This is a genomic window from Sedimenticola selenatireducens, assembly GCF_007625115.1.
Classification (GTDB): Bacteria; Pseudomonadota; Gammaproteobacteria; order Chromatiales; family Chromatiaceae; genus Sedimenticola; species Sedimenticola selenatireducens_A.
In genome coordinates, this window is the sequence record NZ_VMNH01000013.1 from 80286 (window position 1) to 101213 (window position 20928).

At 48.7% G+C, this 20928-nt stretch carries 16 protein-coding genes; 5 read left to right on the top strand and 11 right to left on the bottom strand.

The window, feature by feature from the left end; genetic code table 11:
- Nucleotides 1-34 precede the first annotated feature (34 nt).
- Both FHP88_RS11430 and FHP88_RS11435 read right to left on the bottom strand, forming a co-directional pair.
- A complete protein-coding gene (locus tag FHP88_RS11430; RefSeq protein WP_144359205.1) occupies nucleotides 35-454 on the bottom strand; it encodes a hypothetical protein in 420 nt (139 codons plus the stop codon).
- A 416-nt stretch (nucleotides 455-870) separates the two neighbouring features.
- Nucleotides 871-1596, bottom strand: a complete 726-nt coding sequence (locus FHP88_RS11435) for a PEP-CTERM sorting domain-containing protein (RefSeq protein WP_144359206.1) — start codon at nucleotides 1594-1596, stop codon at nucleotides 871-873.
- Between the two features lie 429 nt (nucleotides 1597-2025).
- Here FHP88_RS11435 and prsT point away from each other — a divergent pair, with 429 nt between their 5' ends.
- The 4 genes from prsT to FHP88_RS11455 all read left to right on the top strand — a co-directional run bounded on the left by prsT (nucleotide 2026) and on the right by FHP88_RS11455 (nucleotide 10299).
- On the top strand, nucleotides 2026-4818 hold the full coding sequence (prsT, locus tag FHP88_RS11440) for an XrtA/PEP-CTERM system TPR-repeat protein PrsT (RefSeq protein WP_144359207.1): 2793 nt from the start codon (nucleotides 2026-2028) through the stop codon (nucleotides 4816-4818).
- Nucleotides 4819-5138: 320 nt separating this feature from the next.
- Entirely contained in the window at nucleotides 5139-5972 is an 834-nt protein-coding gene (locus FHP88_RS11445) for an outer membrane lipoprotein-sorting protein (protein ID WP_144359208.1), read from the top strand.
- An 88-nt stretch (nucleotides 5973-6060) separates the two neighbouring features.
- The gene (locus FHP88_RS11450) at nucleotides 6061-7521 is read left to right on the top strand and encodes a hypothetical protein (protein WP_144359209.1); all 1461 of its coding nucleotides are present in this window, start codon (nucleotides 6061-6063) and stop codon (nucleotides 7519-7521) included.
- A 117-nt stretch (nucleotides 7522-7638) separates the two neighbouring features.
- A complete protein-coding gene (locus FHP88_RS11455; RefSeq protein WP_144359210.1) occupies nucleotides 7639-10299 on the top strand; it encodes an MMPL family transporter in 2661 nt (886 codons plus the stop codon).
- 172 nt (nucleotides 10300-10471) lie between these two features.
- Here FHP88_RS11455 and FHP88_RS11460 read toward each other — a convergent pair whose 3' ends face one another.
- Together FHP88_RS11460 and FHP88_RS11465 are read right to left on the bottom strand one after the other, a co-directional pair.
- Nucleotides 10472-11875, bottom strand: a complete 1404-nt coding sequence (locus FHP88_RS11460; RefSeq protein ID WP_144359211.1) for an ATP-binding protein — start codon at nucleotides 11873-11875, stop codon at nucleotides 10472-10474.
- Entirely contained in the window at nucleotides 11872-12603 is a 732-nt protein-coding gene (locus FHP88_RS11465) for a response regulator (RefSeq protein ID WP_144359212.1), read from the bottom strand. Before FHP88_RS11465 ends, FHP88_RS11460 begins: the two co-directional genes overlap by 4 nt.
- A 182-nt stretch (nucleotides 12604-12785) precedes the next feature.
- Between FHP88_RS11465 and FHP88_RS11470 the strand changes: the two genes are divergently transcribed.
- Nucleotides 12786-13271 carry a Spy/CpxP family protein refolding chaperone gene (locus FHP88_RS11470; protein WP_144359213.1) on the top strand — a complete coding sequence of 162 codons (486 nt, stop codon included), beginning with the start codon at nucleotides 12786-12788 and terminating at the stop codon, nucleotides 13269-13271.
- An 83-nt stretch (nucleotides 13272-13354) separates the two neighbouring features.
- On the opposite strand, the gene FHP88_RS11475 is transcribed toward FHP88_RS11470, so the two are convergent.
- The 7 genes from FHP88_RS11475 to FHP88_RS11505 form a co-directional block, all read right to left on the bottom strand.
- Nucleotides 13355-15307, bottom strand: coding sequence for an acetoacetate--CoA ligase (locus tag FHP88_RS11475; protein ID WP_144359214.1), 1953 nt, complete (start codon nucleotides 15305-15307; stop codon nucleotides 13355-13357).
- Between the two features lie 123 nt (nucleotides 15308-15430).
- On the bottom strand, nucleotides 15431-16510 hold the full coding sequence (hppD, locus tag FHP88_RS11480; RefSeq protein ID WP_144359215.1) for a 4-hydroxyphenylpyruvate dioxygenase: 1080 nt from the start codon (nucleotides 16508-16510) through the stop codon (nucleotides 15431-15433).
- Nucleotides 16511-16602: 92 nt separating this feature from the next.
- The gene (maiA, locus tag FHP88_RS11485; protein WP_144359216.1) at nucleotides 16603-17241 is read right to left on the bottom strand and encodes a maleylacetoacetate isomerase; all 639 of its coding nucleotides are present in this window, start codon (nucleotides 17239-17241) and stop codon (nucleotides 16603-16605) included.
- Nucleotides 17241-18257: a fumarylacetoacetate hydrolase family protein gene (locus FHP88_RS11490; RefSeq protein ID WP_144359217.1), complete on the bottom strand. Its 1017-nt coding sequence runs from the start codon at nucleotides 18255-18257 to the stop codon at nucleotides 17241-17243. Before FHP88_RS11490 ends, maiA begins: the two co-directional genes overlap by 1 nt.
- A gap of 199 nt (nucleotides 18258-18456) precedes the next feature.
- Nucleotides 18457-18993 (bottom strand): VOC family protein, encoded by a 537-nt coding sequence (locus FHP88_RS11495; protein ID WP_144359218.1) that lies wholly within the window; start codon nucleotides 18991-18993, stop codon nucleotides 18457-18459.
- A gap of 45 nt (nucleotides 18994-19038) precedes the next feature.
- The gene (locus tag FHP88_RS11500) at nucleotides 19039-19245 is read right to left on the bottom strand and encodes a DUF2783 domain-containing protein (RefSeq protein WP_144359219.1); all 207 of its coding nucleotides are present in this window, start codon (nucleotides 19243-19245) and stop codon (nucleotides 19039-19041) included.
- Between the two features lie 11 nt (nucleotides 19246-19256).
- Nucleotides 19257-20927 (bottom strand): FAD-dependent oxidoreductase, encoded by a 1671-nt coding sequence (locus tag FHP88_RS11505; protein WP_144359220.1) that lies wholly within the window; start codon nucleotides 20925-20927, stop codon nucleotides 19257-19259.
- Nucleotide 20928: the final 1 nt, after the last annotated feature.

Genomic DNA, 20928 nt, shown 5'->3' on the forward strand with positions numbered 1-20928 from the left:
CAAGAAATCTTAAATCAGAGACTGATTTCTTATTTTAAGTCCTAAATCCCTGTTCTGGGCATCTACCATTATTTGGAAGAATACACTCTTCTGAGCCTTCATCATAATAGCGAGACAAGTCTGTAGCCTTCTCGCCAGCAAGAATCCGTCTGGTATCGCGATTTTCCTTGCTTGGTTTGCCTAGCCTTGAAGTATAGAAGACGTTAGCAATAAGTGTCTGAATCTGTGCGGCAGTTGGTATATTGCCACCAAACAGATGTCCAATAGCCATCGCATTAAGATAGCTGGCGGTTGCTGCTCTAGCGAATTTCATGAAAGGTTCGTCACCGCCAACGGATGGGAAAAAATCTTCTAAAGGTGTGTCGAGCGCCTTTTTTTCATCCTTGAAGTAGTGATCTCTGTTGAAGCTGCCTAAGAAAAACGCACCAAAAGTGGTGTCTTTCTCGTGATTCATGCCAGCAGTGCTCCAGCATGATCGTTCATGGTGCCAGTAGCCCGGGCTACAAGATCTACAGCTGGTCCAGTCTATGGGGACAGATGTGTTGCCAGACATAAGAACAGATACGGTACATCGCCTTCCTGTGGTAGCCCAGACAGGTTTGCTGGCTACGCTCATCAGAACAGGGGTGGCAAGTAGACTTGCTTTAGTGAAATTCCTACGACTGGTGGAAACCGGCTTCTGATCGGCCTCATTTTCAACTACACCAGATTTTTTATCATTACTGTCTGACATGGCGTCAACATCCTAGATAACAGAGCATGTGTTTATAGCGTTTAGTGGCTTCATTCCTTTAGCAGAGATTACCACTACGTGTACTATTCTATCCCAAATTTTCCTGAGTAGTGATATTACTTACCTACTGTAATACCTTACGCCTCTAGTAATGTGCCTTTCAATGAGCGTTTTCTCATCACGCCAAAGCCGACAAGACCCGATAGGAATAAGGCTAATATGGCGGGCTCAGGTACTTGGTGATTGCCACCTGGGCCGTAAGCGACTCCCGAGATGATATCGTTTGCACACGTCATAGCCCAGCGAAATGCAAGTTGGGCTGGATCAGAAAGATTAAGGCTGGAGACGTTAAATGAAAATGATACTACGCCAGAGCCGACGGACCACGATCCCTGATTAGCTGCTGTAAGCTGGTTTGCGCCATGGTCTACGGCGACAACAGTGTTTTTCCTGCTTTCGTTGGTGTTGTGATAATCCTGAACTTCGAGATAACCATCGGAATTGGCATAATCAATCAGCCAGCCATCCCCGCCGACGTTTGAAGTTTTATTATGGATATGAAAGGCATAGTCCCAGCCACTTCCGGTGCTGATCATGAGATCGCCATAGAGAATTTTTGAGCCGCCGTAATAGTATGCATTGGACTTACCAGCGAATGCAGTGTAGACGTCTACAACCACATCGTCATTAGAGTTCCAGTTAACATTCATACTCGAAATCCCATAGATGTTGTCTGCTCCGTAGGGATTGTCTGGTGGATCAATAATGGTGGTTGTAACTGAATTTGCAGCCCATGCAGAAGTGGCGAACCCAGAAAGTAAAAGTGCTACCAGTAGGGTGTTAATGACGCTACGTTTTTTCATAATACAAACTCACTGAGTTGAAGTTTAACCTATATCTGCAAGCAAGCAATTATTGGGCCACTAATATTTATTTGATATAAAACAAATACTAATGGTTATTATATCGCGTGCATTTTTGATCCTGTGTAAAAAATACTGACACTAACCGGATGGTTCAGCCTGCCCATTATAACGACCGAAAAGGTTGGAAAAATACTTAAGATCGATGGTATTTCTCTTTGAGGCTTTGATCTGGGAGATCAGGCATCTTCGAGTGATTTGTTCTGGTAAGCTGTCAACTAATAGCTATTTTTTGATATTGACCTTCGCATAATATTCTTTGTTTATTTACTATGGTGCGGGCTGTCATGATGCTTTATTTATGTCACAGATGTCTCAAATTGCCGACTACGTGAACTTTCTTTTTTATTTCATAATGGTGCGTTTTACATGAAGAAGCTTTTTGTATTCTTTGTTCTGATTCTTTGTTCATGGTCTCCCTTATCCGCGGCTGCTGAAGATATTGGACACTATTATGAAGATGCATTAAAAAGTTTTCAGGGCGAGCAGTTTTCCAATGCGATAATCCACCTTAAGAATGCACTGCAACTCGATCCGGATCATTTGCCTTCAAGGCTGCTCATGGCGGAGGTCCTTATCGGCCAAGGAAATGGGGTCGTTGCTGAAGCCGAATTAGAGTTTGCTAAAGCACATGGTGCGAGTGCCAATAGGCTCTTGCCCCTCTTTGCAGAGGCATATCTGCTTCAGGACAAGTATCAACAGGCACTTGATATTGCAAAACCAGCAAGTAGAGAGCGGAATCTGGAGGCGCGGCTGGGGTACTTCAGGGGTAGGGCTCATCTTGGCCTTTTTCAATTAAGTTCTGCGTATCGTGAATTTGATCAGGCACTAAAACTGCAGCCCAATCTGACAGAGGCGAAGCTTGGCAAGGCACAGGTGCTTCTACAGCGTGATCAGGTCAATCAGGCTGCTATTATTCTGGATGAGGTTTTGAGCAGCGGCTCAGCTTCTGCAAATGCCTGGTTGTTGAATGCCAATATTCAGCGTCTGAGAAGCGATTTTTCCGGATCGCTGACATCCCTTAATCGTGCCATTACCTTGGTGCCAAATCATTTGGCTGCTCGTCTTGCGCGATCGGGCCTTCTTATGCAAAAAGGCGATTTGCAGGGAGCGGAATTGGATGTTGATTTTATCCTCGCGCAGATACCCCGCGAGCCGCGCGCTAAATACCTGAAATCTATCATCAGTGCTCTAAAAGGTGATAAGAAAGATGCCGAATCTCGGATTGGGGATGTCGTTGCAACGCTGAAATCAGTGCCACCTGATGTGATGCGAACAAATCCTAGTTACCTGTATTTGGCAGGAATAACCAGTTTTCAGTTGGGTAGCTACGATGTGGCTAAATCCTACTTGAATAAATACTTGCAAGTCGTACCTAATGATCTTGAATCGATTCGAACACTTGCCACTATAGAACTCATCGGCGGAAAGCCTGAAAATGCCCGAGGTATTCTGGCAAAAGTGAATGTGGTCTACCCAGATAACCCTAATATCCTTTCATTATTGGGTATGGCGTACATGGATATGGAGAGCTATGACTTGGCTCAGCAGTATTTTGAGAGGGTTGTGAAGTTGGCTCCGGGGTCGGAGTTAGGCAGGATTAATCTCGCCCGTAGTAAGGTGGCGTCAGGTGAGTTAACCGAGGCGATTGGGCTGTTAGTACAGGTCAAGGAAGATGGTGAGGATAGGGTTGAATTGGATCTGTTGCTTGCTGATGCCTATCTGAAGAAGAAAGACTACAGAAACGCGATTGGAATCTATAAGCAATTAGTTGAGTCCTCGCCGAAGAGCTCACGATTTGCCCAGCAGTACGGCGCCACTTTGGGACTGAGTGGTGATTTGAAAGGTGCTGAAACCTGGTTTAAAAGGGCGCTGGAGCTTGATCCAGCTAATACCGATGCCATGATACATCTGTCGAGGATGGATCTGGTCCGGGGCAAAGGGAAGGCGTCACTGGATTATCTTGAGACTAAGGTGGCCGATTATCCTGAGCGCTACGAATTGATGGTCGAGTTGGGTAACACCTATAGCATCTTGGGCGATATAAAATCGGCACTACTATGGTACAACAAGGCGTTTTTACTTAAAAATGACATTCACTTTACTCTAGATGGCCTTGTAGACACGCTCGTTAAATCGGGAGACTCTGAAAAGGCACTCATTGTGCTTGATGAATTTATTGGCCGAAATCCTACTGACGCACAGGCGTTCACAATGATGGGACGAGTCTATCAACAGCTGAATCAGCGACAAAAGGCGATTGAGTCATTTACGACAGCAACCAACTTTGCACTAAACAAAGGTAAGTCATACATGACACTGGCGAAAGCACAGGCTGATGCGGATGACAGGGCGGGAGCAATTGCGTCATTGAAGAAGGCCTTGGTATATGATGAGAATTATTTGGCCGGCTATATCGCCTTAATAAAACTAGTAATTGAAGAGCGTGATGAAGTGCATGCTCTGCGTCTCATTTCCCAGGTTAGGAAGCTTACGCCAGATACACCAGCAGGTGATCTGTTAACTGCAGAGTTGTATCGTGGACTGGGTGATCAAGATAGGGCTCTGGCAAGTTATGAGAAGGCCTTGACCCTGGGTGATAGCAGGCAAGCCATATTAGGCTTGGCAGGAATTTATTCATTTAAAAAAGCAAATGATCGAGTGGTTGAGCGATTGGGTGGGTGGCTGAAGAGATACCCTGATGATCCAGAGGTTGAGTTGGCCCTGGCCGAGGCCTATACCCGATTAGGCGCCATGAAAAGCGCAAAAAACCGGTATGAAAAATTGTTAAAGCAGCATCCAGATTCTCCTCGGATACTTAATAGCGCAGCTGAAACTTTTTATCTTTCGGCCATGCCGGGAGAGGCTGTGGCTATGGCAAGGAAAGCGATAGCGGCTGCACCAAAAAATGCAAATTTCTTGGATACATTGGGCTGGATTCAGAGTCGAATGGGTGATTTGGAAGAGGCATTAGGTACGTTTCGTGAGGCATTGGTCTACGACTATGGAAATCCTTCTGTAAAATATCACCTCGCATCAACGCTTGTTCAGTTGGACCGTAAGGCTGAAGCAAGCAAGCTACTTGGAGAGATTAAGGGGAGTTCCCGGCAGTTCGAAGATATGGCAGAAGTGGATGCTTTGTTGAAAAAAATCGGGAACTAATCATATTGATAGTCCTATCTCCGCTTCGTTTGGAATCACAGGAGCGGAGTTTTTATTAGGATTACAATTTCTGTGACTGCTGTCCCAGTAGTGCTAATGAAATGCAATAATTTCAATGCAATAGACTGTACCATCACCTATACATAGGTCATTATCGCTTCAGTTTGTCTGGGTCTAACTTTGATCACCACTGATGAGCATTTAAGTGTTCCATGATAATCGCGCAGCACTCCAGCTTAGAAATATCTTGCAATATATTCAAGTGGTTATAGAATATTTCAAATATTAATTATTAAGTTATAGGCGCAACTGTAGCTAAAATGATAGCTAAAGGCATATCAAGAGGGGGTTTCCTCAGTATATTGGGCTTGATGCTGATGTTTTGTGCGGCACGCTCATTTGCTTTGGACTCGCTGAGTAATGCAGAGGGCCTTGCATTGGCAAAGGCTGTTTATGATCGTCCAAATGGGGATGATTTTAGTGCGTTTGTTGTTATGAAGTTGCAGAGTAGTAACGGAAATCCCCGGCAGAGGGAACTCTATAGTTACGGTAAAGAGAAGGGTGGTGGTGAGCGTTGGTCTTTGATGCGCTTTATTAAGCCAGATGATGTCAGGGGTACGGGATTGTTGACACAAGATCATCCGGGTGATGAAAGTGACCAATGGCTTTATCTTCCAGCGCTAAAAAAAGTTCGGCGAATCTCATCCTCACGTAAAGGCGGCCGTTTTGTGGGATCCGATTTTTTTTATGAAGATCTACTGGACCGGGAAGTAGAGATGGATCATCACTTCTTGAAAGGAAAGGGTAGCGTCGGCAAGGTTCCCTGTGACTTACTGGTAAGTGTGCCGAAGGACCCAGACAACTCTGTCTATTCTAAACGGGTCAGTTGTATTTATAGCAAGATATTGGTGCCCTTGACCGTAGAGTTGTTTGAGAAAGGGCAGGATAAACCCAGCAAAAAAATGACCGCACGAAAGATTAAAAAAATACAAGGTGTCTGGACTATTCTGGAAAGCACCATGTATGACTTGAAAACCGGACACAAAACTCAGTTGATTACGCAAAAGATTAAATATGATCAGGGACTTCCTGATCGACTCTTTACGCGGAGAGATTTAACGGATACCAGTTTCGAAAAGCGATTTCGACCTTAATGTGCAACTGGGTCAAAAAAAGGATTAGGGGATGATGGCCAAGCAACTCAAAGTTTATAGAACTATCGTATTCTCAGCATGCTTGACGATGGGTGCAAGCCCAGCAATCTCTTGGGCTGCAGATACATCGGCAGATGATGAGGTTCTTATTATTGAGGACGAGGCTGCTAAACCGGGCGAGCCTGAAGTGCTTGTCATAGAAGAGGCGGAACCTAAAGAGCTTCTTCTGATTGAAGATGATGATAAAAAACAACCTCAATTTGAAGGCAAGGATGAACAGATTACTATTGATGAGCCTGCAGATACACAAGCAGATGTCGTTGCCTTGGGCGATGGGGCTGAGCAAGAGCCACAATTTACCCTTCGTCTAAATGAGTTGTGGGCTGAATACGGTGTTTTTCCAGATGGTAATGCCAATGCTCATGGCTTGGGGTATCTGCATGGTAGGGGAACGGCGCGCTGGTTGCCTTCCAGTCAGTGGGACCTACAAGCCTCAGTAAGAGTGGATGGCTATAAACAGCATGGCAATCAGGATTGGGACTTGGTGAATCTGGATTATGATGAAACGTTCGTCAGGTATCGTAGTGACAATTACAGAATAACCGCGGGCGCACAGAAAATATTGTGGGGACGCATTGACGAGTTCCCTCCTACGGATCGTATGAGTACCCACGACTTATCTAGATACATATTGGATGACTTATCCGATAGGCGGCGTGCATCTGCTGCTATACGTTATGAATATTTTTCAGGTGATAAAAAGTGGGATCTGGTTTTCCTGCCGCATTTTCGCGAGGCCGAACTACCGGGCTCTGAGAGTGTCTGGTTCCCTGTCAATCGCCGGTCAGGAGAGATTCTTGGTCTCAATTCGACGCCCGCAACCAGGGCTTTGGTGCAGACCTCGCCGGTAGATTATAAAGCATCAGATAGCGATGGTGGGTTTGGTGTTCGCTACAGCGGGACTGGAGAGGGGATGGATTATGCCGTTACTTTGCAAAAAGTGAGGCAGTCATTACCCTATTTTAATTACAACACATCACGCGGTGTGCTTGAGGCTAGATACCCGCGTTCCTGGATTGTAGGGGGTGATGTTGGGGTCGAGGCTGCGGGTGCAATATGGCGTATCGAGGCCGGCTGGCAGAGTGACGCCCCGGTTACCCATTTGAGTGGGGCATTTGATACCGTCGAAAGTATAAGCTGGGGTGCAGGGGTTGAGTTTTTCCCCGGCGATGGTGATGCACGCGTCAATTTACAGGTTACGGGTATCAATCATATTGATGCCCCAGCCGTACTTGATCGCACAGAAATATATTTACTGGGCGGCTCGTTTGAAATGCCATTTGCGCAAGATCGTTGGCGGGTAAAGGGTCGCTTCTACAAAGGACTGGACAAGCATGACCTCTATCTCAATCCGGAGATCGCATATACCGGCATAGATTCACAAGAGATCTATCTGGATGCCCACTATTTTGAAGGTGCGGCGGGTACTCCTGGAGGCTATCACCAGGATCACTCCATCTTAACACTTGGTTGGCGCGCTAAGTTCTAAATCAACTATTCGAAACGCAGATTCACGAATATTTTACTAAGGATTGCATTGTCTGAAGCCGCTATGCTCAATAAGTGTTGAGCATAGCGCTATATTGAAAGGATAGTCCCACTCTCTATGCAAGACGATGCCACAAGATATGCCAAATATGATCACGATCGAAAACCGATCGCGATTCAGCATGACGGTATGTTCGTCTATGCAAATCCCGCCTTTATAACCCTGCTGGGGTACGACTCATTTGACGAATTGGAAGCTATTCCTGTACTGGATTTAGTGGTTGATCGGCATTGGGAGCGGCTTCGTGGTCATTTCATAGATGCAAGTCGAGTCGATCGGTCTGCAAAAGATTATGCAAAAGCGAAAGTCACCTTTTTGCGACATGATGGAATCCATCTTGTTGCGATACTGAACTCCTGCCATGCGGTAATCGAAGGGGAGGATGCGATAGAGTTTTCTCTTACGACTGAGGCCGATCTTCACCTTAAGAATGTGTTTCTTCGTTTGCCATGGAAGTTTTATTTCAGTGTGCTTTTTCTGTTTTTATTTACTGTGCTTCCAAATGGTTTACTTCTAAATCTCAATATCAACAATACCCCCAAAGTCTATTTGCCCGTCGATGCACCGTCTGTTATTGCCGATAATGAGTTAAGACACTATTTTCCCAGTGATCAGGCTGTACTGTTACTGTTTGAAGGTGTTGCGCTTTACTCTGAGGGTTTTGCGGTGGCCTTCAAGGAGCTTGCTGATAAGCTCTCTTCGAATCCATTGATTGATGATGTGATCAATATGACCACGCAAGATCATATCAGTGGTACGGAAGATGGCTTTATTGTTGAACCTCTGGTGAATGTAAAGACGCTGGATAAAACTCGTGCCACTGAACGTCAACAGCGTGCCTTTAGTGATCGCTTTGCCCAGAATACATTAGTGGCACTTGATGGGTCAGCGGTCGCGATGCTTGTGATTCCTGTCGAAATCAACTCCAGCCTGGAGCGTCTGGCCTTAGAGGATCAGATACTCGAGACTATAGCGAGCGTCAATCTTGATGGTTACCTGAAGGGCATGGCAGGGCAAATAACCACAGATGTGGCACAGATGCGTTCTATGCTGCAGGATAATATGATCTTTATCCCTGCCACGACCGTCATTGGATTGCTGTTGATCTGGTGGCTGTTCCATCGCTGGTTGGCTGTCATTGTTGCTGGTGTTGTTATTGGTGTGGTAGTGAGTTCAACGGTTGCTTTTTATGTACTGTTTAATCAGCCGTTCAATCTTATATCGAGTATTATTCCACCACTTTTATCAGCTTTAACAGTTGCGGCGCTGGTTCACCTATTTAATGCACTTCACTACGCTTCCAAGCGAGGATTGACCGGTCCGCAACGTGTGGCAAGTGCACTAAAAGAGGTTCAAAAGCCCGCTTTTTATACGGCATTGACGACGGTTGCTGGTCTTGCTTCACTCGGCTTAAGTCCGATCCCACCGATTAAGGTTTTTGGTCTTATATCCGCGGTGGGTGTGGCGCTGATCTATTTCATTGTTATTCACCTGGTGCCAACTATTTTTTCTCGCTTTGATTACTCAGAGTGGCCGCAGCGAAAATCAGGATTAACTGCGATGGACTGGTTGGTCGGAAAACTTTTTCATACGGGTGTTCGCTATCCCTTATACGTTGTTGGCGGCATCGTTGCGGCGTTAGGTGTCTCTTTACCGCAATTGTCTAACATCGTAGTTGAGACTAACTTTCAGGAGTTCTTTTATCCGGATCACGCAATTCGTAAGACGACGGATCGAATTGAAAGTAAGCTGGTTGGAACGTCATCCCTGGATGTCGTACTAAAAAGCCGCGAGGTTGGGGTGTTCAAACATCCAAAGACGCTCAATGCCATTCGGGATTTTCAGCGTTGGGTTGAAGGTCTGCCTCAGGTGGATAAAAGTATCTCAATGGCTGATTTCATTGAGGAAATGCACTGGGGGTTCAATGCTGAAAATCAGAAATACAAACGAATTCCTGAAAATGAAGCGCTGATCAGCCAATATCTACTGGTCTACGATGGCAATGATCTGTTTGATTTTGTTGATGAAGAGTATCGGATCACCCATATTAACCTTAATGTGAATGTACATGGAGCCAATGATCTCTCCATTCTGATCGAAAGTTTACGAGGCTACCTTGCTGATCATCCAATAAAAGGGGTCGAATGGGATATCGCTGGATTTGGTCGTATGTTTGCTGATCAGGAAGATCTGCTAATAGAAGGCCAGATCAAGAGTTTGTTTGGAGCCTTAGGATTGATATTTTTATTGATGCTAATTCAGTGGCGCTCTTTTGGCAGTGCGCTGCTATGCATGGTGCCAAATCTTTCTCCTATTGTGATGATTTTTATTATCATGGGATTTTTTGGTATATGGCTAGATATGGCGACGGCCATGATTGCAAGTGTTGCTGTAGGTATTGCTGTCGATGACACCATTCACGTGTATCACGGCTTTATTAGTAGAGTAAAACGGGGTGTCAGTCCTGTTGCGGCATTGGTGAAGACCTATCGGCAGGCAGGTCGGGCCGTGATGACCACAACGATCATATTGAGCGCGCAATTTCTGGTGTTGACCTTATCTCAGTTTGTTCCGACAACCCACTTCGGACTTTTGACAAGTATTGGTTTGGTGGCGGCGCTTATCTTTGACCTGATGTTATTACCTGCATTATTAATGATCATTTATTCACGACACCCCGCAGTCATGAAAATTGACCCGCTTTTTAGAAAGCAGTAGGAAGTTTGCTAGATAAATGCGGGGCTGGAATAAGGTCTTCAAGTACTAACCTGGGATAGTCATAATAATTTATTTACGTATGGCACGTGCTTCATGGATCGCCTCTTTTGTTTCAGGATCAGACAGCTCGAAAAGTATTCTATTTCTGGAATTAATCTCAGTTGCCTTCGCTCTACCTGGGTAATGTGATAATCGCTTCAAGACCCTGTGTTCTTCCTTTACGTAAGATTACATCGCCTCCATGAGCGCGCGCGATGTTTCGGGCGATGCCCAAGCCCAAGCCTGTGCCGCCGGTCTCTTTGGCGCGGGACTCTTCTCTTCTATAGAATGGATTAAACAGGTTTTCCAATTCCTCCTCGGAAATAGTTTCTTCTCCCTGGTCAGCAATAATCAGGGTAAGTGATTTTTCAGAATCTTCAATGCGCACGTTAGCTGCATGACCATAGCGTACTGCGTTTTCAATCAGATTCATCAGGCAACGTTTCAGTGCCAATGGACGGCCCATATAGGGCAATACCTTGCCGGTTGCCAGAGTCATGTTCCAACCCAACTCCTGGGCATCATCCTGCAGTGATTCAAGCAGTGAGTTGATGTTGATGTTAACCCGCTTCTCCTTGCTCTCTGTTCCCCTGAGATAATCCAGGGTTGCGGTAACCATCTGCTCCATCTCAGTCAGGTCTTTGTCAAAGCGTGCTTGCAGATCACTGTCCTGTAAAAGTGCCAGGCGCAGTCGCAAGCGGGTGATGGGTGTTTTTAGATCATGGGAGACGGCTGCCAGCACACTGCTGCGATCTTCAATATAGCGCCGTAGTCTGGACTGCATGGTATTGAAGGCCTGGGCCGCCTGTCTGACTTCTTTAGGACCTTTTTCGTCAAGCGGTGGATGGGCGATATCCTTGCCCAGGTTGTGTGCCGCATCCGCCAAGGTGCCGAGCGGTTTCGTCACCCAGCGAACGGCTAGCAGAGAGATCAGGATGATCGAGAGTAGCAGTACCCCGAGATAGCCCAGCAGTTTCTTCGGCCAGCTCTCAATACCTTCTGGCAGGGGCCGCTGAACGGTTAGCCAACTGTTGTCAGAGAGACGAATGCTGGCTTGAAATCCGCTCAATCGATTGGGACGTAAGGGGCGTTCGCCGGATCCATATCTTCTATCAGCATCGCTATCATGGCGCCTGCGCCAAGGTGGAGAATCCTCTTTAAAGCCCGCCTTAAAGGGTAGAATGGCAACCTGCAACTCTGTGTTTTTGTTCAATGCCTGGTGCAACATCATCTCGAGATGATGTGATGGCAGGGCGTGGGCTTCAGGGTCTTGCCTAACAGGTGCGTCTGCCAGGCTTACGCGGAATGTGGGTGTGCTGAAGGCACGGATGATACGCTGTCGTTCTGGCGTGGGTGTGTCTTCTATCAGATTAACAATGGAGGCAATACGCTGTACCAGTTGTTGGCCGGTGTTTTCCCGAAGGATCTCACCACGGTCTTTGAGTAACAGGCCGGTACTGAGAAATTGCGCCAGTAGCAGGCCGCCAATCAAAATCAGTACCAGACGACCAAACAGGGAGCGGGGCAGTAGTCTCACGCGGTATCACCCAGGTTATGTACTTTGGTTGTCAGCACATACCCTTCACCCCGGACTGTTTTGATGATCTCGGGATCTTTTGGGTCATCTTCCAGGCGACGTCTGAGTCGACTGATCAGCACGTCGATACTGCGGTCGAACGGGTCAGACTCCCGCCCCTGGGTCAGGTCCAGTAACTGATCACGATTTAATACACGATTTGGATGTTCCAGAAACACCTTCAGTAATCGATACTCGGCCCCACTCAGTGGCACCACAGCACCTGATTCTGAGATGAGGTGGCGTGCCACGGAATCCAGTTGCCAGTGACCAAAGTGAATGGAGGGTGAAACGGACTCCTCCTGATCAAATGGCAGTGATACCGCGCGCCGCAATACGACCTTGATACGTGCAAGCAACTCTCTGGGATTGAAGGGTTTAGGTAGATAATCATCGGCACCCATCTCTAATCCCAGGATACGATCCATCTCATCGCCCCGGGCGGTCAACATAATAATGGGTATTTTGGACTTTACCCGCAGGTTGCGGCACAGTTCCAATCCATCGGTACCCGGTAGCATCAGATCGAGCACCACCAGATCAATGCGCTGCTCATCCAGCGCCCGGCTCATTGATTTGCCTTCACCCACTGTCGTTACACGATAGCCATTCTGCTCCAGGTAGGCCTGTAGCAGTTGTCGTATGTCGAGGTCGTCATCGACTACCAGAATATGTCGCTGTTTTTCCATGGCTCCTTTATACCTGAATTGCTCTAGAAAACCTGACGCTCTTTGTAACAGAGTGTAACAGTTTGTCGGTTGTTACTCAGGCTTACAAAAAAGATCATTTTTGACATCCACCCGTTACACCCGGATGTTTTCATAGTCCTCACAGAAGGGGCAAACTGCTCCGAACAAGAGAGGAAAGTGAGATGAAACGTTCAAGTAAAATTATTATTGCGGCTGTAGCGGTTATTGGTATCAGTACAGCGGTTGCCGCCAATGGCCGGTTTGATCGTTGTGGCTATGGACAAGGAGGAATGGGTATGCAGGAGAGCGGATACAGTGAACAGGGACGGCATGGTCGTGGTATGCGGGGTGATCCTTCCGAGCGCATGGCACAAGGGCTGGATATGATGAAGTATAAGCTTCGGATCACTGAAGCGCAGGAACCCGCCTGGCAGTCTTTTGAGCAAGTGCTGAAATCCAAGGTCGAAAAGATGGTGGAATATAAAAAGGCCGGCGGTTTTAAAGCCCAAATGACCGTAGGCGAACGGGTTGAGAAGATGCGCACGGGAGCCGGTCAAATGACCGAGATGGCAGATGCCATTGAGCAGCTCTATTCCCAGCTGACCCCAGAACAGCAGAAGCTGGCCGATGAGATGCGTCCAATGCGGGGCATGGGGCGTATGCACTAATCGTTATTCCCAGTGGTATAGCTCTAACCAAAACGCCCACAACGATCTGTGGGCGTTTTACATTGGTCTTTAAAATAAAGCGATCATGATTGAAGCTCAGGACGATTTGAAAACAGCTCCAGTGCCTCTGGATTAGCCAATGCCTCCTTGTTTTTAACTGGCCGGTTATGCACCACTTCCCGCACGGCCAATTCCACAATCTTGCCACTCTTGGTGCGGGGGATATCGCTGACCTGAACCACCCGAGCTGGAACATGGCGTGGTGTGGTATTGGCCCGAATCTGTTTTTTGATCTGATCGATCAGGGTATCATCCAGGGTCAGTCCGTCGCGCAGTCTGACAAACAGTACGACACGCACATCACCTTCCCACTCCTGACCAATTACCAGACTCTCAACAACGGATTCCAGTTGTTCGACCTGGCGATAGATCTCGGCGGTGCCGATACGCACACCACCGGGATTGAGAACCGCATCTGAGCGGCCATAGATGACGATACCATCTTGTGCGGTCAGTTCCACGTAATCACCGTGACACCAGACATTTGGGAATCGATCAAAATAGGCGCTGTGATATTTTTCACCGTCAGGGTCATTCCAGAAACCGATCGGCATGGAGGGGAAGGGGCGGGTACAGACCAGTTCACCTTTCTCACCGCGTACCGGTTGTCCCTCATCGTTCCACACCTCAACCTGCATCGCCAGGCCACGACACTGCAGTTCACCACGATAGACCGGCAGCACCGGATTACCCAGTGCAAAGCAGGAGATGATGTCGGTTCCGCCAGAGATAGAGGAGAGACACATATCCTGCTTGATCTGCTCATAGACGAAGTCAAACGCCTCAGGAACAAGTGGTGAACCGGTAGAACAGAGCGTGCGGACGGTTGAAAGATTGTGACTGGTTTTCGGTGAGAGTCCGGCCTTGTTGATGGCATCGATAAACTTGGCCGAGGTGCCAAACTGGGTCATTTTTTCTGCATCGGCATAATCGAACAGCACATTGCCATCGGGATAGAAGGGGGAGCCGTCATATAACAGGATGGTGGTCTCTGCAGCCAGTCCAGAGATCAGCCAGTTCCACATCATCCAGCCACAGGTGGTGAAGAAGAAGGTACGATCACCAGGCTTTACATCCGTATGCAGACGATGCTCTTTAAGGTGTTGCAGCAGGGTGCCACCCGCACCATGCACAATACATTTCGGTACACCGGTGGTGCCGGAAGAGAACATGATATAGAGCGGGTGATCAAACGGTAGCTGTTTGAAGGTGATTGCTTCGGGTTGGTAATCGGCCACGAACTGCGGCAGAGGTAGGGCATTTTTGATTGCATCCAGCGGGAATGTTTCACGGGTATAGGGGACAATGACCACCTTTTCGAGGCTCGGTATGCGCTGTTGGATCTCGGCGATCTTCTCCAGACTGTCATGGGTCTTGCCGTTGTAGAAATAACCGTCAGCGGCAAACAGGATTTTAGGTTCAATCTGGCCAAACCGATCAACTACGCCATTGACCCCAAAATCCGGCGAGCAGCTTGACCAGATGGCACCGAGGCTGCTGACAGCCAGCATGGCCATAGCGGCCTCCGGCATGTTCGGGAGGTAACCCGCTACCCGATCACCTTCACGGATACCGGCGGCCTTGAGGGCCTGCGCGACCTGGGAAACCTGATCATAGAGCGCCTTGTAACTCACGCATCGACGAACCTTATCTTCACCCCAAAATATCAGGGCATCGCCATCATCACGGCGGCGCAGTAGATTCTCGGCAAAGTTCAGACGTGCCTCAGGAAACCAGTGCGCCCCAGGCATCTTGTCACCCTCCGTCAGTACCACGGAGCCACGGGTTTCAGCGATTACACCACTCTCATCCCACAGTGCGCGCCAGAAGGCTTCTGGCTGATCAATCGACCATTGATAAAGGTCATTATAATCAGCTAGTTGCGTGCCTAGCTTGTCGTTCAGATAGACCCGAAACCGGGTCATGTTGGCGGATTCGATCTGCTCAGGAGTGGGTTGCCAGAGGGGTTGTAGCATGGATATCTCCACCGATTAATAAGTTAACGTTAACGTAAACGTCATAAAGGATAGCATTGATCAGAGCATAAAAAAAACTCCTCTGCGAATAACAACAGAGGAGTCAGTATGATAGCAGCACTCTCAGTGGCTTGCGTTATCTTCGCTGATCACACCGCGGCGTAGCTGATCCAGTTCAATCGATTCAAACAGGGCGCGAAAATTGCCCTCACCGAATCCTTCATTACCCTTGCGTTGAATGATCTCAAAGAAGATTGGGCCAATCACTGTGCTGGTGAAGATCTGTAATAACAGACCCTGTCCTTCAGTCGGTGCGCCATCGATCAAGATGCTGTTTTCACGTAGTCTGGCAATATCCTCACCATGACCCGGAACCCGTTCATCAATCAAATCATAGTAGGCATCCAGGGTGTCCTGTAGCGGGACCTGCTTTGCACGCAATTGATCAACAGTGCTGTAGATGTCATCCGTTCCCAGTGCGATATGCTGTATACCTTCACCGTGATAGGCGTGGAGGTACTCCTGAATTTGCGACTTGTCATCACTGCTTTCATTAATTGGGATGCGGATTTTTCCACAGGGGCTGGTCATGGCGCGGGATTTAAGTCCGGTCAGTTTGCCTTCGATATCGAAATAGCCCACCTCTTTAAAGTTGAACAGGCGGGAGTAAAAATCGGCCCACTCATCCATACGACCGCGATAGACATTGTGGGTCAGGTGATCAATATAGGTAAACCCAACGCCCTTGGGATGCTGGTCAACGCCTTTGATCGGCACAAAGTCCACATCATAGATGCTACCCTTATCGCCATAGCGATCCACCAGATAGATCAGCGAGTCACCAATCCCTTTAATGGTCGGAATGTTCAGCTCCATCGGGCCGGCCCTGGTCTCCACACCCCAGGCGCCGTGCTCCAGGGCCATGCTATAGGCGTGTGCCGCATCCTTCACCCGAAAGGCGATGGCGCAGGCACTGGGACCGTGCTGTTGAGAAAAAGAGCGGGGGAAGCCGGTTTTTTCGGCGTTGATAATGAAATTCACATCGCCTTGGCGATAGAGCGTGACATCCTTGGAACGGTGGCGGGCTATCGCGACAAAACCCATCCGTTCAAAAAGTTGTCCCAGCGCTTCAGGTTCCGGGGAGGTGTATTCCACAAATTCAAAACCATCGGTTCCCATGGGGTTGTCCCAGAGTTGTCCCATCTTTTCTCCTCCTGGCGGGTGGCCGCTCAGTGCATCAGGCAGGATCGCCGCCTGTGGTTTCTATTATTGGATACCGGGTTGAACGGGTAAGTTCAAATGGCATCTGGTTGGTTTTCGGGTTGAGCACGCTCAAAAGCGTTTTGCTTCAGGCAGTGTTGTTCAATGCGTTCAATTGTAGGGAAGGGTGCCAGATCCAGCTTAAAACGGCGTGCGTTATAGACCTGGGGTACCAGGCAGACATCTGCCAGGGTCATGGTGTCACCATGACAGTATTGGCCCGTTTCAGCAGAGGATGAGAGTAGGGCTTCCAATGCGATAAAACCCTCCTGCACCCAATGTCGATACCAGGTTAATTTCTGCTCTTCTGTTACACCCAATTCACTGGTCAGGTATTTTAGAATGCGCAGATTATTGACCGGATGAATATCACAGGCGACCATTTGGGCCAAGGCCCTGATGCGGGCACGCTCCAGTGCCGTACCTGGAAGCAGTGTGGGTGTGGGATGGATTTCATCAAGGTATTCACAGATCGCCAGTGACTGTGTGAGTGTGTGTGATCCATCCTGCAATGAAGGAACAAGCCCCTGCGGATTGACCGCGTGATACTCTGGATCGCCATCCTCTCCCTTTAACAGATTAATGCCTGCGTGCGTATACGCAATGCCTTTCAGATTAAGTACGATACGTACTCGATAAGCTGCGGAAGAGCGAAAGTAGTCGAACAGTTTCATTAATCTGCCTCGTAGGGCTCCACTACCTGATCAATATCGCCAAAGATGTTGTTGCCCTCACTGTCTTCCATGCGAATACGGATGGTATCGCCATAACCCATGAAGGGCGTTTCAGGTTTGCCGCTGTTGATGGTTTCAATCATGCGTACTTCAGCGATACAGGAGTAACCCACACCGCCATCAGCGATGGCTGAACCCCATTCGGTATTCTGTTTGTTGGATACAGTACCTGAACCGATGATTGCCCCGGCTCCGAGTGGACGGGACTTGGCGGCATGAGCAATCAGCTGGGGAAAGTTAAAGGTCATATCCACACCGGCATTGGCTTTGCCAAAAGGTTTGTTATTGTAATCCATCAACAAGGGGAGTTTGACCCGGCCATCCTGCCAGCTGTCACCCAGTTCATCCGGCGTGATGGCAACAGGGGAGAAGGCGCTGGAGGGTTTGGATTGAAAAAAGCCAAAACCTTTGGCCAGCTCCGCAGGAATCAACCCGCGCAGTGAGATGTCATTCACCAGCATCAGTAGACGGATGCTGTCGGCGGCCTGTTCCGTTGAACAGCCCATAGGGACATCATCGGTAACAACGGCGACCTCACCCTCGAAATCGATACCCCAAGCTGTATCCGCCATCTTGATCGGTTCCCGCGGCCCGAGGAAACTGTCGGAACCTCCTTGATACATCAGGGGATCGTGCCAGAAACTCTCGGGGATCTCTGCACCCCGTGCCTTACGAACCAGCTCAACATGATTGACATAAGCGCTGCCATCGGCCCACTGATAGGCGCGGGGTAGTGGTGAGGCCAGCTTGTCCATCTCCAGATCAAAAGCGCCTTCTACCGTTCCTGCATTGATCTGTTCGTAGCGTGCCTGCAGTTTCGGTTGCGAGCGCGCCCAATCATCCAGCGCTGCCTGCAGTGTGGCCGCAATGTCGCCTGCAGATACAGCCCGTTTCAGGTCTCTGGAGACGAGAATAAGTGCGCCATCACGCCCCTGTTTTAAGGAAGCTAGTTTCATTGAATTTTCCTTCTGCCCGCGAAACGGGGTTGTCTCATAAAACTGTTAGCCGCGAATGAATACACATACACGCGGATAACGATTTGATTCTTCTGTAGGGTGGGCACGTCTTGTGTGCCCACGCTGTTATCCCCGTTGCCCAATCCGCGTGGGCACAAAAAAGCGTGCCCACCCTACATCTGTTTGTTTCCAAACAGCCCTACGTCTTGAACTCCTTCTCGTGCAGCCAGGAGGCATGGGTGACCACCTTCTTGGTTTTGCTCCACTCCTCCAGCATGGCCGGGGCGATGTCGTGCAGCTCTTGAAGCATCTCTTGAGTGGCGGTAACCGTTGTCAGTTCCAGACGGTGACCATTGGGATCAAAGAAATAGATGGACTTGATGATCTCATGATTGGTGGGACCAATCACATCAATACCATTGGCTTCCAGTTGCGCTTTGGCTTCTAACAAGGCGGCTTCATCTTCCAGTCGGAAGGAGATGTGCTGCACCCAATCCGGGGTATTTGGATCCTTGCCCATAGGGGGTGAGTTGGGAATCTCGAAAAAGGCGAGAATATTCCCCATGCCGGCATCCAGAAACAGATGCATATAGGGATCAGGCTCTTTGGTAGAAGGCACTCTGTCTTCCGAGATGGCAAGGAGAAAATCCATGTTGAGATTTTTGGTATAAAAATCCACAGTCTCCTTGGCATCTTTACAGCGGTATGCAACGTGATGGATCTGTTTAATGTCCACAGGTTCTGCTCCTGTTAAATCTAAAGTTTAAAATTCTGTTACTGATTAGTTGAGGCCTTCGGTTGCTATCTTCAGCGCCTCTTCAAGGGTGGCCTCATCACCAATGTGATTAGCGAGCAGCAGTATCAGTTTGGCATTGGCCAGTTGGCTCTGTTCTTCGCTCAGGTCGCGGTGCATATCCACTAGCGCGTTGTAAAAATCATCCGGACGTTTCAGGGCCGGTTGAACATTCAGGTGTTGTGTCTCGATCATCTTTTGCTCCTTCAGCTCCGGCCGGTTGCTCTGTTCAGCGCCGCTGCAATTTTCTGTTGATCCAGCGCGCGCCAGCGTGCAGCGATATGCTGATCCGGTCGGAACAGATAAAAGGTGCCGGGCTTGCCATCGAAGCGTTCCGTTAATAGACCTTTGTTGTCTGCCAATCGGACCATGCCATTCGGCAGTGTTTGATCTGCAGTCAGGCCAACGATCAGGATATTGATGGCAATGTCGTCGCTATTGGCCAGTGTGGTTAATAGGTTTCTGTTAGCCTCTGAAATCGTGCCATCTTGCTCGGCAAAAAAGAGTCCATTGAAACGGTTGTTGCCAATGACACGCAGGAACCAATCCGATTCATTGACTGGCGCATCGGTACTTGGGGTACCGGGTACCATGTTGCTGTCAAATTCATCTTCATCAGCCGTATTCAGGCTGGATGAGTGATAGACCGAAGGCAGAGAGAGACGACCACTATTGACCAAGGTGCGGGCAAAGGGATACTCCTCGGCCAGTAGCAGTGTGGCATTGCGGAAGGTGTTGCTGACAGGACTCTTTGGTGTAATAAAATCTGTACTGCGGGTTGAGTTCAACAGGTTTTCATCGGCCGCATAGACACGTTCTTCGTCATAGCTGTCGAGCAGTGTGTCAGGGGCCTTGCCATCCAGTACCAGTTTGACTTTCCATAACAGGTTGTCTGTATCTTGAATGCCGCTGTTGGCACCGCGAGCACCGAAGGGTGAGACCTGATGGGCCGCATCACCAATAAACAGTAGTCGGCCGTGGCGGAATTTTTCCATGCGTCGACACTGGAAGGTGTAGACCGAGGTCCACTCCAACTCAAACTCGGTCTCTTCACCCAGCATCGCCTTCAGGCGGGGGATGACATTCTCCGGTTTTTTCTCTTCTTCGGGATCGGCATCCCAGCCCAGCTGGAAATCAATCCGCCAGACATTATCGGCCTGACGATGCAGTAGAGTAGAGCCGCCTTTATGGAAAGGAGGGTCAAACCAGAACCAGCGCTCGGGTGGAAAGTCGGTCTCCATGACCACGTCGGCAATCAAGAAGCGATCCTGAAATACCTGACCGCTGCTCTCTAGCCCCATCATCTTGCGGATGCCGCTGTTTGCGCCATCACCTACCAGTAGATAATCGCAGGTGAGGGTGTATTCGCCTTCAGGCGTTTCTACCTGAATCTGCACGTGATTGGCTTTCTCTTCTACCTGTGTGACACGACTCTTCCAGCGTAACTCAACCGTTTCCTGCTGGTTGATTTGGTCCACCATGTACTCTTCCAGATAATACTGCTGAAGATTGATGAAGGCGGGGCGCTCATGATCCGCTTCGGGGAGCAGGTTGAAAGAGTAGACCTGATCGTCACGGAAAAAGACTTTACCCAGATTCCAGGTGATCCCTTTATCCACCATGCGCTGGCCACAGCCGAGGCGATCAAGTACTTCCAGTGCGCGTTTGGCATAGCAGACGGCGCGTGAACCGATACTGACGGTGTTGTTGTCATCCAGTATCAGCGCAGCTATACCCTGTTTGGCCGCATCCAGGCCGGCCGCCATACCCACCGGTCCGGCACCCACAATGATAACCGGGTGATGGACTGGTGTAGGGGCATCCTGGTCGCTTGAGTGAACAAACTCATAGACAGGGTTCTGATGGCTTTGCAACATG

Coding starts and splice junctions, on each gene's coding strand:
- FHP88_RS11430 (WP_144359205.1), bottom strand. CDS start 454: ATGAATCACGAGAAAGACACCACTTTTGGTGCGTTTTTCTTAGGCAGC.
- FHP88_RS11435 (WP_144359206.1), bottom strand. CDS start 1,596: ATGAAAAAACGTAGCGTCATTAACACCCTACTGGTAGCACTTTTACTT.
- prsT (WP_144359207.1), top strand. CDS start 2,026: ATGAAGAAGCTTTTTGTATTCTTTGTTCTGATTCTTTGTTCATGGTCT.
- FHP88_RS11445 (WP_144359208.1), top strand. CDS start 5,139: ATGATAGCTAAAGGCATATCAAGAGGGGGTTTCCTCAGTATATTGGGC.
- FHP88_RS11450 (WP_144359209.1), top strand. CDS start 6,061: ATGGGTGCAAGCCCAGCAATCTCTTGGGCTGCAGATACATCGGCAGAT.
- FHP88_RS11455 (WP_144359210.1), top strand. CDS start 7,639: ATGCAAGACGATGCCACAAGATATGCCAAATATGATCACGATCGAAAA.
- FHP88_RS11465 (WP_144359212.1), bottom strand. CDS start 12,603: ATGGAAAAACAGCGACATATTCTGGTAGTCGATGACGACCTCGACATA.
- FHP88_RS11470 (WP_144359213.1), top strand. CDS start 12,786: ATGAAACGTTCAAGTAAAATTATTATTGCGGCTGTAGCGGTTATTGGT.
- FHP88_RS11475 (WP_144359214.1), bottom strand. CDS start 15,307: ATGCTACAACCCCTCTGGCAACCCACTCCTGAGCAGATCGAATCCGCC.
- hppD (WP_144359215.1), bottom strand. CDS start 16,510: ATGGGACAACTCTGGGACAACCCCATGGGAACCGATGGTTTTGAATTT.
- maiA (WP_144359216.1), bottom strand. CDS start 17,241: ATGAAACTGTTCGACTACTTTCGCTCTTCCGCAGCTTATCGAGTACGT.
- FHP88_RS11490 (WP_144359217.1), bottom strand. CDS start 18,257: ATGAAACTAGCTTCCTTAAAACAGGGGCGTGATGGCGCACTTATTCTC.
- FHP88_RS11500 (WP_144359219.1), bottom strand. CDS start 19,245: ATGATCGAGACACAACACCTGAATGTTCAACCGGCCCTGAAACGTCCG.
- FHP88_RS11505 (WP_144359220.1), bottom strand. CDS start 20,927: ATGTTGCAAAGCCATCAGAACCCTGTCTATGAGTTTGTTCACTCAAGC.